This is a genomic window from Tessaracoccus antarcticus (assembly GCF_003688855.1).
GTDB classification, from domain to species: Bacteria; Actinomycetota; Actinomycetes; order Propionibacteriales; family Propionibacteriaceae; genus Arachnia; species Arachnia antarctica.
In genome coordinates this window covers 367,254-382,036 of the sequence record NZ_REFW01000003.1, presented here as the reverse complement: position 1 = coordinate 382,036, position 14,783 = coordinate 367,254, and the positions used below count along the sequence as shown (strand labels likewise).

Below are 14,783 nucleotides of genomic sequence, written 5' to 3'. Positions count from 1 at the left end.
GGCAACTCTCAGCCACAGGCTGCTTGACACGCCATGAGCTTTGTTGCTTAATTGAGCTAAGTAAGTAGCGGCTCTTTCGGGGTCGCCCCTATTGCAACGATGCTAGGAGTACCGTGAACTTCTCACGATCCGTTTTTCGAGTTGCCATTGCCGGGACCGCCCTGGCGCTGAGCCTCACCGCATGCTCATCAGGTTCCAATCAGCCGGGCGCCTCGAACGTCCCCAATGGGGCTGGCAAGGACGGGCCAGTCCTACAGGTGTATCGCGGGGGGAGCGGCCAGTTCGTCGAGAACTACAATCCGTTGTCCCCGACGGTCCTGAAGGATGTGGACGGACTCATCTACGAGCGTCTTTTCTTCTTCGACAACCTGCAGCCCCTCGGCACTGAACCCACCCCGGAACTGGGCAAGTCCTACAAGATCAACGACGCCGGGACCGTCGTGACAGTCCAACTCCAGGAGGGTGTCAAGTGGAGTGACGGGGAGCCGTTCACCGCCAAGGATGTCGCCTACACCTTCAACACCATGCGCGACAACGACGCCCTGAACAGAACAGGCAACACTCCCAAGGCGGAGGCGACCAGCGACACAGAGGTGACGCTGACCTTCGATGCCGCGTCGTTCGGCACTGTTCCCACCATCCTGGGTTCACCCATCGTCCCCGAGCACATCTTCTCCAAGATGGCCGACATCACGACGGACACGAACCTCAAGCCGGTGGGGACCGGCCCCATGAAGCCGGGTGACTTCACCGCCCAGTCCTACACATACGACAAGAGCGACACCTTCCGCGAAGCCGACAAAGTCGTCCCGGCGGGCCTCCGCTACTATTCCCTCTCCGGCAACGAGGCGGCCACCAACAAGCTGCTCGCCGGCGAACTCGACTGGGCGGGAATCAATATTCCCGACGTCGAGAAGGTCATCAAGTCCAAGCCGGACCTCCACCTCCAGGACACGACCAACCAGCAGGTCATCCTCACCACGTGCTCGAACGCGAAGCTGGGGTGTACCGGACCCCAGACGAGCCCGGCGGTGCGCCACGCCATGGCTGCCGCGATGGACCGTGACCAGATCAACAAGTTGGCGTACTTCGGCCGTGGCGTACCCATCTCACCGACCTTCGGCGTGGTGCCCCGCGACAACGACCTGATCGACAAAGCGTTCCCGACGATGCCGATGACGGCAGACCCCGCCAAAGCCAAGTCTCTTCTGGAGGCGGACGGCTGGAAAATGGGCTCTGACGGCATCTACGCCAAGGGTGGCGAAAGGCTGAGCATGGCCGCGGTGGTCACCTCCGGCTATACCGATTACATCTCCGCCCTTGAAGTAATGAAGCAGCAGTTCAAGGAGGCGGGCATCGAGATCGTTCCCCAGCAGCAGGCCAACGCCGAGGTCACCAGCGCCCGAGGCCTCGGGAAGTTCCAAGTGGCCATCGACTCAGTGTTCGACGGTCCTGTCGCCGACCCGTACTACATCTACAGCAACTCGTTCAACTCCGCCAATTTGGTACCCGTCGGTGAGTCGGGGAACCCCTATGGCAACACGAGTAAATTCTCCAACCCCGAGGTGGATGCCGCCGTCCAGGCAGCTGGTGCCACCCAGGACGTTGCTGAAAAGGCCAAGCAGTACGCCATCATCCAGAAGATCATCGTGGAGGACATGCCGTTGGTCCCCATCATCAACAACAAGGGCTTCGTCATGTACAACGATTCGATCTACACGGGATGGAAGCTCTACGCCGCAGGCGGCGCCGAGCAAACCCTCCTGCAGCTGAAGCTGAAGTAGAGCGACACGATGGTACGGACGCGGACAGTGAGGCATTGACATGGCTCTCCTCAGGAAATTGGGATTCTATCTAGTTGCGCTGTTCGCGGCCGTGACCTTCAACTTCGCCATCCCGCGGCTCCTGCCCGGGAACCCGGTGGACATCCTGCTCGGCAAGCTCACAGTGGCGGGCCCGGTGTCACCGGGGACACGACAGGCGCTGGAGGTGCTCTTCGGCAGTGACACCTCGACGCCCATCTGGCAGCAGTACATCGAGTATCTCAAGAGCATCGCCACCGGGGACTTCGGTGTGTCAGTCACTTACTTCCCCACACCCGTGGTGGACGTGATCACTTCCGCACTCCCATGGACGTTGGTCCTCGTCGGCCTGACCTCGTTGATCACCTTCATCGTGGGTGTGTCGCTCGGAACCGTCGCGGGGTGGAAGCGGGGGACCTGGGTGGACTCGATCATCCCTGCCACCACCATCCTCCACGCCCTGCCGTACTTCTGGTTCGCCCTCGTCCTGGTGTACTTCCTGTCGATCCAACTGGGCTGGTTCCCTCTGAGTGGCGGCTACAACGTTCGCACGTCGTCACCCGGCTTCAACGGCCCCTTCATCCTCAGTGCCCTCTATCACGCGGTACTGCCGGCACTGACCATCGTTGTCAGCTCGATCGGGGGGTGGATTCTGGGTATGCGCAACATGATGGTCTCCACCTTGTCCGAGGACTACGTCGTGACTGCCGAGGCGAAAGGGCTCAGCCCGAGGCGGGTCATGGTCATGTATGCCGCGCGCAACGCCTCGTTGCCCTCGTTCACAGGGTTTGCGATCTCCCTCGGATTCATCGTTGGTGGGTCCGTGGTGATGGAGCAGGTTTTCTCCTATCCGGGGATCGGAAATGCGTTCCTCCTGTCCGTCCAGAACAACGACTACGCCCTCATGCAGGCGCTTTTTCTGATCATCACCATCGCGGTGCTTTTCACGAACCTGATCGTCGACCTCTTCTACTCCGTTCTCGACCCCCGTACCCGGGCCCACAGGTAGGCGGCCACCATGACATCCGAGATCATCAACGACAGTTCCGCCATCCGGGAGGAGGGTGTCGACGACCTCATCCGCCCCCGAGAACCCACGAGTTCGGACGGTCGCCTGAAACGACTACTCACCAAGAAGTTCATCATCGGCGCGGTCGTCGTCCTCGCCATCGTCCTTTTCGGTGTCGTCGGTCCATTCTTCAGCCAGGATCCGCGCGCCATCAACAACATCGGCCTCACGCCCCCCAGCTCTCAACACCTTCTCGGGACCACCCAGATCGGCGCGGACATCCTTGCCCAGCTGGCCTATTCCACACGTGGATCTCTCATCGTGGGCGTCTCCGTGGCGGCGCTGACGTTGTTTCTTTCGGCCTTCTTCGGCATCTTGGGGGCCTACATCGGTGGTGTCGTCGACGACGCGTTTTCTCTGTTCACCAACGTCATGCTGGTCATACCGGGCCTTCCTCTGGTCATCGTGATCGCGAGCTACATCCAGAACAAGTCCGTGTTCCTTGTCATCATCGTGCTCGCACTCACGGGATGGGCGGCCGGGGCACGCGTCCTGAGATCCCAGACACTGTCGGTCCGCAACCGCGACTACGTGCTCGCGTCGCGCGTGTCAGGGGAGAAGACCTGGCGTGTGATCGCCGTGGAAATCCTGCCCAACCTGTTGCCTGTGATGTCATCGGGCTTCGTGTTCTCGACACTCGGGGCGATTCTCGCGGAGGCGGGCCTGTCATTCGTTGGTATTGGCGCCACGGGTGCCCTCACGTGGGGAACCATGCTGTCCGACGCGAGCAACGGCCAGGCACTGCTGTTCGGCGCCTGGTGGTGGTTCGCTCCTCCGGGGATTCTCATCGCCATCCTCGGTGCCGGTCTCTCCTTGATCAACTTCAGTCTCGACGAGGTCATCAACCCCAGACTCCGGGTCCACAAGATGCCGAAAACGGAAAAGAAGGTGACGGCGTCATGAGTGAGAAGACCCCCGTGTTGAGCGTCAGGAGCCTCAGCGTCGACTACCTGGGCGATCGAACGGTTCACGCCGTCAGGGATGTCAGCTTGGTCGTCGGACGGGGAGAGATCGTGGGACTGGCAGGAGAGAGCGGCTGTGGAAAGTCGACTTTCGCCTACGGCGTCAACCAGTTGCTCCGTCCCCCGGCCCTCATCACGGGCGGCGAGGTGGTGTTTCACGACAGGTCTGGACAAGACATCAACGTCCTGGAGTTGGAGAAGAAGGACCTGCGTGCCTACCGCTGGGACAAGGTCTCCATGGTTTTCCAAGGAGCGATGAACTCACTCAACCCCGTGACCTCCATCCGATCCCAAATGGCTGACGTGTTCACCACCCATAGGCCCGACATGAGTAGGAAGGACCGGCTGGCGAGGTCGCGGGAGTTGCTGGAACTGGTCGGCGTTGATCCTGGTCGACTCGGCAGCTATGCCCATGAACTATCCGGCGGCATGCGGCAGCGAGTGATGATCGCCATGGCACTGGCGCTCAACCCGCAACTGATGATCATGGATGAGCCGACGACCGCACTGGATGTGGTGGTGCAGCGAGAGATCCTCACGGAGATCATGCGGCTGAGGGAGGAGCTGGGGTTCGCGGTGATATTCATCACACACGACCTGCCCATGCTGCTGGAGATCAGCGATCGGATCGCGATCATGCGCGCTGGTCAGATACTGGAACTCGGCACCGCAGAGGACATCTACTTCGACGCACAGAACGACTACACCCGCAAGCTACTGACCTCCTTCCCCAGCCTGACCGGCGAGCGGGGAGATTTCATCCGCGGTAGTGCTTCCGACAGAGAGACGGCGGTGATCTGATCATGACAACGCTACAGGTCAAGAATCTGTGCAAGGACTTCCGCCTGCGCTCTGGAATGAAGACCAGCATCCTCTCGGCCGTCAAGGACGTCTCCTTCGAACTTGTTCCGGGCCGGACGATCGCACTGGTTGGACAGAGCGGCAGCGGGAAGTCCACCGTCGCCCGGATGATCGCACAGCTGGAACGACCCACGTCCGGCGAGATTCTCCTGGACGGAAAGCCGGCCGCCACTCGCGGCGGAGGTCTGAAGAGGTACCGGGAGGAGGTGCAGATGGTGTTCCAGGACCCGTTTGCCTCGCTGAACGCCTTTCACCGCGTGGGGCACCATCTGGAACGGCCCATCATTCTCCACAAGATCGCATCGGGTCGGGAGGCAGTGCGGGCCAAGGCCATCGAGTTGCTGGAGCGAGTCCAGCTGACACCCGGCGAGGACTACATTGACCGTCGTCCGCACGAACTCTCTGGTGGGCAGCGTCAGCGTGTGGCCATCGCCCGGGCGCTTGCTCCGTCCCCATCAGTCCTCATTGCTGACGAACCCGTCTCCATGCTTGATGTGTCGATCAGGTTGGGAGTGCTGAATCTCCTCGCCGATCTGCAGCGGTCGGAGAACCTCGGGGTGCTCTACATCACGCATGACCTGGCGACTGCTCGGCACTTCTCCGACCACCTGATGGTCATGTACAAGGGCGAGGTCGTGGAGGAGGGCACGCCCGATGACGTCATCCTCCATCCGCAGGCCGAGTTCACGCGCAAACTCACCATGGCCGCGCCCGAACCCGCACGCAACGAGCGCTTCCTCAGGGCCGCCAAGAACTACCCGCCCCGCACCCAGGGCAGCACGGCTGTGGAGGATCAGCCCCGCGGCGTTGCCTGATCCATGAACCAGGGGGCGGGGGAGTCCTGGTGGGACAGACTCCGTCGCCCTCTGCCACTCCCTTCTGACAGCGGAGCGATCTGCTGCATGTCCGCGCACTCTTCACGCATGTCGCGGGATAGGGTGGGCACAAGTCGACATGGAGGTAACGCAAGTGACCGATGAGGGTCTTTTCGCAACAGAGAATGCCGGGTTCGACGTACCCAACGCGCCCGCGTCGTCGACCCTCGTGGACACAGGGGTGATGGGGCCGACAGGCCGGCCGCTGCCACACCTGCCGCAGCCACCGCCTCCCGCACCGGGCCGCCGCATGCAGGCCGAGATCATCGCCATGTGCAACCAGAAGGGTGGCGTGGGTAAGACCACCACCACCATCAACCTGGGCGCGGCGCTCGTCGAGCTGGGGTACAAGGTGTTGCTGGTGGACTTCGACCCGCAGGGCTCCCTGTCCGTGGGGCTCGGCGTCAACCCCCACACGCTCGGCCTGAGCATCTACAACCTGCTCCTCACACGTGACCACACCCCCCACGAAGTCATCCACCCCAGCAGCGTCGAGGGCATGGACATCCTGCCCAGCAACATCGACCTCTCGGCCGCCGAGGTGCAGCTCGTCAGCGAGGTGGCCCGCGAGCAGACGCTGATGCGTGTCCTCAACAAGGTGCGGGGTGACTACGACTTCATCCTCATCGACTGCGCGCCCAGCCTCGGACTGTTGACCATCAACGCCCTCACAGCCAGCGACTGGGTCCTGATGCCACTGGAGTGTGAGTTCTTCGCGTTGCGCGGCATCGCCCTGCTGACGGACACCATCGCCAAGGTCAGCGACCGGCTCAACCCCGACCTCAAGGTGCTCGGCATCCTGGGCACCATGTACGACTCGCGCACCCTGCACGGCCGCGAGGTCCTCGAGCGGGTGGTGCAGGCCTTCGACGAGCAGGTGTTCCACACTGTCATCCGCCGCACCATCAAGTTCCCGGAGACCACGGTGGCGGGGGAACCCATCACCACGTACGCCTCCGCCTCACCGGGTGCGGACGCGTACCGGCAGCTCGCCCGGGAGGTGCTGACGCGATGCCAAAGCCTGTGAGCAAGCGGGCGTCCCTGCCCGGCGCTGCCGAGTTGTTCCGCACCACCCAGACCAACCCGGCCTTCGACGAGCCGCGCCGCTCTCGCGTGCAGCCCGACCAGCCGTCGGAACTGCACACGACCCCCATGGCTCCCCAGTCACCCGGCTCATCCAGCGAGGCAGAGCAACCGCAACCCCCCCAGGCGTCGGGTCGGGTTCGCCACGACCAGAAGATCACCGTCTACTTCTCCTCGGAGGAGCTCTTCGCCCTGGAGGACGCCACCCTTGACTGCAAGCGTCGTCACGGCCTGAAGGTGGACCGTGGTCGGTTGGTGCGCTCCGCCGTCGCGCTGGCACTGGCTGACCTGGCCGAGCGTGGCCCGGACTCCGACGTTGTGGCGGCGCTGCGGGCGCAGTGACCAGGAGCCCTGTGAGCACCAGAAAAAAGAAGGGCGCCGACCGGGCCGAACGCACCGACCAGGTGGCCGGGTTCGACGTCCACCTCAGCAACTTCGAGGGTCCCTTCGACCTGTTGCTACAGCTCATCGGCCGTCATGAGATGGACGTCACCCAGGTGGCGCTCAGCAAGGTCACCGACGAGTTCATCGCCCACGTCCGGGCGGGCGGCAAGGAGTGGGACCTCGACAAGACAAGCTCCTTCCTCGTGGTGGCCGCCACGCTGCTGGACCTGAAGTGCGCCCGTCTGCTGCCCGGCGGGGAGGTCACCGACCCAGAGGACCTGGCCGCCCTGGAGGCTCGCGATCTGCTGTTCGCCCGCCTGCTGCAGTACCGCGCGTTCAAGAGATTGGCCTCCTGGATCGAGTCCCATGTCGACGCGGCCAGCCTCACGCACTGGCGCCCCGGAGGCATCGAGGAGCAGTTCCGCCATGTTCTGCCGGAGGTGGAACTCGGTGTCTCGGCCGCCGATGTGGCCCGGCTCGCCGCCGCCGCCCTGACCCCCAAACCTGTGCCGCACGTCGACCTTGCTCACCTGCACGGTGCCCAGGTGAGTGTGGTGGAGCAGACGGCGCTGGTGGCATCCATGCTCCGCGACAGTGGGTCCTCCACGTTCCGGGGCCTGACAAACGGATGCGACCGACTCACCGTCGTGGTGCGCTTCCTCGCCATCCTTGAACTGTTTCGCGCCCGGCAGGTGGCCTTTGAGCAGGCGGGGCCGCTCACCGAACTGCACATCCGCTGGGTGGGCGGCGAGGAGACGAGCCTGCCCGACGTGGACGAGTACGACACCCAACCCGAGCTGGAGGACGCATGAGTCTGACACGACCCATCGAGGCGATGCTGCTGATGGCCACCGAACCCGTCATGGCCGCAGACCTCGCGGCGGCGCTGGAGGTGCCGGAGGTGGAGGTGGTTGCGGCCCTGCGGGAGATCGCGGACTTCTACGACGACGGCCGGCGCGGGATCGAGCTACGGCGTGTCGCCGGTGGTTGGCGGTTGGCGACGGCTTCCGACCTCGCCGACGTCATCGAGGCGTGGGTGGTGGCCGACCAGCGTGCCAAACTCAGCCAGGCGGCACTGGAGACCCTGTCGGTCATCGCCTACCTGCAGCCCTGCACCCGCGGGCGGATCGCGGGTGTCCGGGGCGTCAACGTCGACGGCGTGGTCCGGACCCTGCTGGTCCGCGGACTCATCGCGGAGGCGGGGGAGGACCCCCACACCGGGGCCATGGCGTTCGCCACCACAGGACTTTTCCTGCAGAAACTGGGCCTCGATTCGCTGGACGAATTGCCCGACTTGGCACCTTTGCTGCCCGACGCCGTAGCCTTGGAAGCTGAGCTCGGCCAATTGGCCGACCAGCAGACGAATTGAACGAGGAGGCACACATGGTCGAAGAGACCGAAGGTGTGCGGTTGCAGAAGGTGTTGGCGGCAGCCGGTATCGCCTCTCGCAGGGCCAGCGAAATCATGATCGACAAGGGCCGGGTAGAGGTCAACGGCAAGGTCGTGACCGAGCAGGGCATGCGTGTTGACCCGGAACGCGACAAGATCCGCGTCGACGGCTCCCGCATCCCGCCGCCGCGGCGACACATCTACGTCGTGCTGAACAAGCCGCGCGGCGTGGTCGCCACCCTGGAGGATCCGGAGGGCCGTCCCACCCTCTCGGACTACCTGCCACGCACCCGGGAGCGGTTGTTCCATGTCGGTCGCCTGGACACCGAGACCGAGGGTCTCATCATCCTCACCAATGACGGAGAACTCGGCCACAGGCTGTCCCACCCGTCCTACGAGGTGAGAAAGACCTACATGGTCGAGGTGGCCGGCAACATGGACAACAAGACGTTTCGCCGGCTCGAGAAGGGACTGCGCCTCGAGGACGGACCGGTGAAGCCCGACAAGCTGAAGCTCGTCTCCCGCACCGAGACCCGCTCCCTGCTGAACGTGACGCTCCACGAGGGCCGCAACCGCATCGTGCGTCGCATGATGGAGGCCGTGGGCCACCCCGTGGATCGCCTGTCGCGCATCGGGATCGGTCCCGTGCGGCTCGGGCAGTTGCCCGTGGGCCAGACCCGTGACATCACCCCCGAGGAACTGGGTGCACTCATGGACCTGGTGGGGCTCTGACGGGACACACGGGGACCTCGGGTACTATTCCCCCCGTGCGTTTTTCTTCGATTGCCCCCCGCCTTGCCGTCGCCTCCCTTGTTGCAGCCGTTGGTCTCGGCCTGAGTTCGTGCGGAACGGCCACCACCACGCCCGAGCCCGGCGCCAGCGAGTCGATGGTGGCTCCGGCCTCGCCGTCGGCGGAGGTGTCCGCCTCGCCCAGCGCGTCGGCGTCCCCGCTGCCGTCCATCACCCCGTCCACGGATCTCTCCGCCATCACGGTGAGCGACACCGACAAGCCCGAGGTCACCGTCAAGGCCCCGTGGGGCATCGACAAGACACAGGCCAAGGTGCTGCGCCCCGGCGGGGAGCAGAAGCTCACGGAGAACAGCACCGTGACGCTCAACTATGTGGGCATCAACGGCCGCACCGGTAAAACGTTCGACAGCTCCTATGACAGGGGCGCTCCCGCCACGTTCCAGCTGCAGCAGGTCGTGCCCGGGTTCGCCAAGGGCCTCACCGGGCAGTCCATCGGTTCCCGTGTCCTGATCGCCATGCCCAGCGAGGACGGGTACGCCGACGGCAACCCGGGCGCCGAAATCGAGAAGGGCGACAGCATCTTGTTCGTCGTCGACATCATCTCCGCCAACTTCGAGGACGCCACCGGCGCGGTCGTGGCCCCCGTTGCGGGACTGCCCACCGTCGTCCTGACCGCTGGTAAGCCCGAGCTGACCATCCCCGCCGGCGCCACGCTGCCGACCGAGCTCGTGGTGCAGCCGCTCATCAAGGGCTCCGGCGCCCCCATCACTGCTGAGGACACCATCCAGGTGAAGTACCGCAGCTGGGACTGGGCCACCGGCAAGCTCGTCGAGGATGCATGGCAGCCGCAGCAGGGACCGCTCAACACCCTCATCGAGGGGTGGAAGAAGGGCCTGCCGGGCCAGACCACCGGGTCTCGCCTGATGCTGGTCGTGCCCCCGGAGATGGGCTACCCCGACGGCAACACCGACATGGGCCTGGAAGCCGGCCAGACGCTGGTCTACGTCATCGACGTCCTCTACGCCACCAAAGAGGGCTGAACATCGCGCGGGCGTGTCCGGCGACACGTCCCGCTCCGTCGAAAACGTCGGCTGCTGCGCACACGGAGCGTTGCGTTGCCTGAGTGGCGTCCGGTGGAGATCGCACCACAGTGTGGTCCGTTCCCTGAGGGCGGCTGGTGAGGAGCCAACCAGGCGCGTATCGGAGGGCGGCGACACGGTCTCGTTGTCCGTGGCCCGGTGGACGCGTGCGGTAGCCTGCCGCGCAGGAAGGGAAGTGCAACGGGTGTCGAAGGCAAAATCAGAGCGGCTCGTCAATCTGCTGATCATGATGCTCAGCGCGCGCGGGTACGTCACCAAGCACCAGATCCGCTCCACCATCGAGGGGTATCGTCACCAGTCCGACGGCGCCTTTGAGCGCATGTTCGAGCGGGACAAGGAAGAACTGCGGGCCGCGGGTGTGCCGATCGCCACCGGCTCCAACGAACCGGACCTGGACATCGAGGCCGGCTACCGCATCGAGCGCTCGGACTTCGAGTTGCCGCCGGTTGCCTTCACACCCGAGGAGTTGGCGGTCCTGGGCGCCGCAGCCTCAGTGTGGCAGGACAGCGTGGCGGCCCAGCAGACGGTGGATGCGCTGGAGACGTTGCGCGCTGCGGGCGCCGACCCCGACCCTGAGCGACTCATGACCCTGCGCCCCCGCATTCCCGCCGAGCCCGGCTTCGACGCCGCCCGTGAGGCACTCCTGGCGCGCCGCGAGGTGCGGTTCGACTACCGCGGCCAGCCGCGCCAGGTGCAGCCGTGGCGGCTCTCGCAGCGCCGGGGCCGGTGGTACCTTCTCGGTTTCGACCTGCAACGCTCCGCCCCGCGCAACTTCAAGCTCAGCCGTGTCACCTCCGACGTGGCCGCCGTGGGCCCCACCCACGCCTACGAGGTTCCACCCGCCGACGAGCTTGCCGGACTCGTTCGTTTTGACGGCGACAGGGACGGCGCATTCGCCGTTGTGGCCCTGCGCGACCAGATGGGCGGTGACGTGCGACGCATGGCGCAACCAGCCACCTGGGATCACCCACTTCCTGAGGGCTTCACGGCCTGGCGACTGGAGTCTCCTCGACCGGAGATCCTGGCAGCCGACATCTGCGAACTCGGACCCGACGCCATCTGCCTTGCCCCACAGGAGCTGAGGGACATGGTGATCCGCCAACTGCAGGGAATCGCCGACAGGTGGGAAGCATGAAGTCCTCGGAGCAGTTGACGCGGCTCCTGAAACTCGTCCCGTACCTGCAGCAGCACCAGGGCATCTCGGTGGGGGAGGTGGCGCAGCACTTCGGGGTCGCCCCGCGCCAGGTGGTCAGCGACATCGAGGTGCTGCAGTTCTGCGGTCTCCCCGAGGGCTTCCACGGCGACCTGTTCGAGGTGGACATCGACGAGGTCCGCGACGCCGGACACATCTTCTTCCGCAACGCCGACGTGCTGGCCCGCCCCATGCGAATGCGACTGGAAGAGGCCACGAGCCTGCTCGTGGCGCTGGAGGTGGTGGTGGAGACCTCCGGCGGTTCCGAGGCGGCACTGAGTGCGCTGGCGAAGCTGCGGGACGTCCTCGGCGGTGTCGATCCAGCGGTGTCGGTGGCCGTCGCCGCTGGGGCGCCCGAGCACAGGCAGGTTCTGCAGGCGGCCATTGACGCACGACGAGTGGTGGAGATGACGTACCTGGGGTCGGGACGCAGGAGTGCGTCGCGTCCGGAGGTGGAACCCATGCGGCTGCGCGTCGTGGATGGCTTCGCCTACGTCGACGCGTGGACTCCGGCCCGATCTGACTGGCGCTCGTATCGTCTCGACAGGATTGAGGCGCTCCACATCACGGATGCCACGTTCACACCCCGGGAAGGACTCCCGGAAAACGCCACGTCCTGGTTCGACGACGTCGCGCAGCGTCTGGAGTTGGAGCTCACCCCCGACGCGGACTGGGTGGCGGAGTACTACCCCGTGACGCATCGACACGCCGGAGCAGATCACATCTGGGTAACGTTTCCCGTGGCGTCGCCGCAGTGGGCGGTCTCCCTCTTGCTGCGGCTCGGTGACAGCGTCACCGGGGTCTCCGACGGCAACGTCGCACAGGCGGCGGCCGGGGAGGCGCGGGCAGCCCTGGCCCACTACGCCGACCCGCCCGACTGATCACCGTTCGCCGCAGCGATGCCCGCGGGGTACCATTTCGTTTCGTGATCTGGGTTCTCGTTTTCGGTGGTGTCGCGCTGCTCGGTCTGGTGACTGCGGTCTCCTATGCCGTGTGGCTGGCACACAAGACGTCCGACCTGTACAGCGAAGTACGCATGCTTGGTGTGCGCGCCGAAGAAGCCGGCGAACTCCTGGGGCGCATACAGCTCCCCACCGGGAACCACGACTAGAATCACCTTTGTGCAGTACTAGCCCGGGTGCGGTCCCGGGGAAAGAGGTTTAGAGGACATGCCAGGTCCCACAGAATTGCTCATCATCCTGGGAATCGCGCTCCTGCTGTTCGGCGGCTCCCGCCTCGCCGGTCTCGGCAAGGGCGTCGGTCGCTCGATTCGTGAGTTCAAGACCGAGGTCAAGGCCGTCGACGGCGACAAGGACCCCGAAGTGGTGGACGCCGAGATCGTTCAGCCCGAGACCCGCCCGGAGACCGAGCAGGAACGACGCATACGCGAGATCGAGGCGCGCGAGCGTGACCTGAACGCCCGCGAGACCGCGGCGCGTGAAGCAGCACGCCAGCACGACCTCGGGACCGGGATCTGAACATGGCCACCACTGCCACTGAGCCCGACGCGAAGCCGCGTCGGCTCAGCTGGCTGCGTCCACCGGCGGCGTCCGAGGACGGCACCATGGCGCTCCTGGACCACCTTCGTGAGGTGCGTTACCGGCTGACCATCTCCGTCATCACCATCGTGCTGGCATCCCTGGCCGCCATCGTCTTCTACAGCCAGCTGATCTCCTTCATCCTCTACCCCTACAACCAGGCTGTTGACGCCATCCGCGCCAGCAGGCCTGACGCCGAGTTCCTGATCGTGAACAACGGCGTGATGAGTCCCCTGACCCTCGGGATCATCGCCTGTGGGGTGGCAGGAATATTGATCGCGTCACCCGTGTGGATCTATCAATTGTGGGCCTTCGTGGCTCCGGGTCTGGTCTCCAAGGAGAAGAAGTACGCCGCAGGGTTTCTGGGCGCTGCCGTGCCGCTCTTCCTGATGGGTTGCACGCTCGGGTACTTCATCTGGCCCAAGGGCATCACCGTGATGTTGAGTTTCACACCCCGGGGGCTGGACATCACCAACCTTCTCGACATGGCGAGCTTCCTGTCGCTGGAGATCAAGATCATTCTGGTGTTCGGCGTCTCCTTCCTGTTGCCCGTCGTCCTGGTGGCGCTCAACCTGGCCGGTGTGGTCAAGGGCCACCAGTTGGTGAAGTCACGCAAGTTCGTGATCTTCGGCACCTTCGTCTTCGCCGCCGTGGCCACCCCGTCGACGGACCCCGTATCCATGCTGGCGTTGGCGCTGCCCATGACGGTCCTGTACATGATCGCCGAGGCCATCTGCCTCATCCTGGACAAGCGCAAGGGCATCACGGCGGACGTCGTCGCCGATTGGTCCATCGACGTCAACGACGGCAAGTGATCGACCGTTTCCATGGGAGAACTGGCCAAGCCGCGGCTCTACACACTCGTCGTGAACGAGGGCTCGGGGGGCGGCCGATCCGGCCGTGAGCTGCCCAAGGTGGCACGGGGACTGCGCGACCGGCTGCCCACCGCAGAGGTGCAGGTCATCACGTCCTGCTCCTGGACCGACGCGGAGAAACTGATCCGCACGGCCGCCCTCTCAGCCCGCCCGGGTGACGCCGTGCTGGTGATGGGTGGCGACGGCATGGCCCATCTGGGGCTCAACGCCTGCGCCGGCACCGACGCGACCCTCGGCATCATCCCGGCCGGCACCGGCAACGACTTCGCCCGAGGCGTTGGCGTGCCCAAGGACCTGCCCCGCGCCGTCGACGCCATCTGCGTCGGTGCCACGCGACGCGTGGACCTGTCGCACGTCTCCAACGAGGCCTACCCGTCGCGTTATGTGGGGGCAGTGCTGTCCACCGGCTACGACGCGCGCGTCAACCGCGCCACCAACGACATCTCTTTGCGGTTCGGCAGCCTCAGCTACGGCTGGATCGCGTTGCGGGAACTGATCCACTTCTCCCCGTTGCAGTACCGGATACGGATCGACGGCGTCCTGCGCATCCAGGAAGCCATGATCGTGGCCGTGTGCAACACCGGCATGTTCGGGGGCGGAATGCAGATTTCCCCACAGGCCGACCCCGCCGACGGCATGCTCGACGTCACCATCGTCGACCCCGTCTCCCGCTCCACCCTGTTGCGGTTGCTGCCGCAGATGTACTCCGGCAACTTCGCCCGTCATCCGGCGGTGCAGCAGTTCCGCGCCCGCGAGGTGGAAATCGCCGGCGACGGCCTGTTCTGCATGGGCGACGGCGAGGAGCTGGGCGACGTGCCCGTGACGGTGACTGCCGCGCCGGGCGCGCTGAAGGTCTTCGTCGACGCCGCGCACAGCGCCGCTGCTACCGTGAAACAGTGAGCA

General features: G+C 65.0%; 17 protein-coding genes. All 17 read left to right on the top strand.

The annotated features are described in order from the left end of the window. The first annotated feature begins 113 nt into the window (after positions 1 to 113). The 17 genes from EAX62_RS12975 to EAX62_RS12895 all read left to right on the top strand — a co-directional run bounded on the left by EAX62_RS12975 (position 114) and on the right by EAX62_RS12895 (position 14,780). Positions 114 to 1,784, top strand: coding sequence for an ABC transporter substrate-binding protein (locus tag EAX62_RS12975; RefSeq protein WP_121902118.1), 1,671 nt, complete (start codon positions 114 to 116; stop codon positions 1,782 to 1,784). A 58-nt stretch (positions 1,785 to 1,842) separates the two neighbouring features. Next, entirely contained in the window at positions 1,843 to 2,811 is a 969-nt protein-coding gene (locus EAX62_RS12970) for an ABC transporter permease (protein WP_233557944.1), read from the top strand. 9 nt (positions 2,812 to 2,820) lie between these two features. After that, complete coding sequence (locus EAX62_RS12965; RefSeq protein WP_121902116.1) at positions 2,821 to 3,774, top strand: ABC transporter permease; 954 nt, start codon at positions 2,821 to 2,823, stop codon at positions 3,772 to 3,774. Continuing rightward, a complete protein-coding gene (locus tag EAX62_RS12960) occupies positions 3,771 to 4,634 on the top strand; it encodes an ABC transporter ATP-binding protein (protein WP_121902115.1) in 864 nt (287 codons plus the stop codon). The genes EAX62_RS12965 and EAX62_RS12960 overlap by 4 nt, the downstream gene beginning before the upstream one ends. A 2-nt stretch (positions 4,635 to 4,636) precedes the next feature. Continuing rightward, positions 4,637 to 5,509 carry an ABC transporter ATP-binding protein gene (locus EAX62_RS12955; RefSeq protein ID WP_121902114.1) on the top strand — a complete coding sequence of 291 codons (873 nt, stop codon included), beginning with the start codon at positions 4,637 to 4,639 and terminating at the stop codon, positions 5,507 to 5,509. A 244-nt stretch (positions 5,510 to 5,753) separates the two neighbouring features. After that, positions 5,754 to 6,596 carry a ParA family protein gene (locus EAX62_RS12950; RefSeq protein WP_121902178.1) on the top strand — a complete coding sequence of 281 codons (843 nt, stop codon included), beginning with the start codon at positions 5,754 to 5,756 and terminating at the stop codon, positions 6,594 to 6,596. Further along, positions 6,581 to 6,994 carry a hypothetical protein gene (locus EAX62_RS12945; RefSeq protein ID WP_233557943.1) on the top strand — a complete coding sequence of 138 codons (414 nt, stop codon included), beginning with the start codon at positions 6,581 to 6,583 and terminating at the stop codon, positions 6,992 to 6,994. Before EAX62_RS12950 ends, EAX62_RS12945 begins: the two co-directional genes overlap by 16 nt. An 11-nt stretch (positions 6,995 to 7,005) precedes the next feature. After that, complete coding sequence (locus EAX62_RS12940) at positions 7,006 to 7,848, top strand: segregation and condensation protein A (protein ID WP_121902112.1); 843 nt, start codon at positions 7,006 to 7,008, stop codon at positions 7,846 to 7,848. Beyond that, positions 7,845 to 8,405: an SMC-Scp complex subunit ScpB gene (gene scpB / locus EAX62_RS12935; RefSeq protein WP_121902111.1), complete on the top strand. Its 561-nt coding sequence runs from the start codon at positions 7,845 to 7,847 to the stop codon at positions 8,403 to 8,405. The genes EAX62_RS12940 and scpB overlap by 4 nt, the downstream gene beginning before the upstream one ends. Positions 8,406 to 8,419: 14 nt before the next feature. After that, entirely contained in the window at positions 8,420 to 9,157 is a 738-nt protein-coding gene (locus tag EAX62_RS12930; RefSeq protein ID WP_121902110.1) for a pseudouridine synthase, read from the top strand. A 35-nt stretch (positions 9,158 to 9,192) separates the two neighbouring features. After that, positions 9,193 to 10,215: an FKBP-type peptidyl-prolyl cis-trans isomerase gene (locus EAX62_RS12925; RefSeq protein ID WP_233557942.1), complete on the top strand. Its 1,023-nt coding sequence runs from the start codon at positions 9,193 to 9,195 to the stop codon at positions 10,213 to 10,215. 244 nt (positions 10,216 to 10,459) lie between these two features. Beyond that, on the top strand, positions 10,460 to 11,410 hold the full coding sequence (locus EAX62_RS12920; RefSeq protein WP_121902177.1) for a helix-turn-helix transcriptional regulator: 951 nt from the start codon (positions 10,460 to 10,462) through the stop codon (positions 11,408 to 11,410). Continuing rightward, a complete protein-coding gene (locus tag EAX62_RS12915; RefSeq protein ID WP_121902108.1) occupies positions 11,407 to 12,348 on the top strand; it encodes a helix-turn-helix transcriptional regulator in 942 nt (313 codons plus the stop codon). Before EAX62_RS12920 ends, EAX62_RS12915 begins: the two co-directional genes overlap by 4 nt. Before the next feature lie 44 nt (positions 12,349 to 12,392). After that, entirely contained in the window at positions 12,393 to 12,578 is a 186-nt protein-coding gene (locus EAX62_RS12910; RefSeq protein ID WP_121902107.1) for a hypothetical protein, read from the top strand. A 58-nt stretch (positions 12,579 to 12,636) separates the two neighbouring features. Beyond that, positions 12,637 to 12,945 carry a twin-arginine translocase TatA/TatE family subunit gene (locus EAX62_RS12905; RefSeq protein WP_121902106.1) on the top strand — a complete coding sequence of 103 codons (309 nt, stop codon included), beginning with the start codon at positions 12,637 to 12,639 and terminating at the stop codon, positions 12,943 to 12,945. A 2-nt stretch (positions 12,946 to 12,947) separates the two neighbouring features. Beyond that, positions 12,948 to 13,820, top strand: coding sequence for a twin-arginine translocase subunit TatC (tatC, locus tag EAX62_RS12900; protein ID WP_121902105.1), 873 nt, complete (start codon positions 12,948 to 12,950; stop codon positions 13,818 to 13,820). Positions 13,821 to 13,832: 12 nt separating this feature from the next. Beyond that, complete coding sequence (locus EAX62_RS12895; protein WP_121902104.1) at positions 13,833 to 14,780, top strand: diacylglycerol/lipid kinase family protein; 948 nt, start codon at positions 13,833 to 13,835, stop codon at positions 14,778 to 14,780. The last annotated feature ends 3 nt before the right edge of the window (positions 14,781 to 14,783 follow it).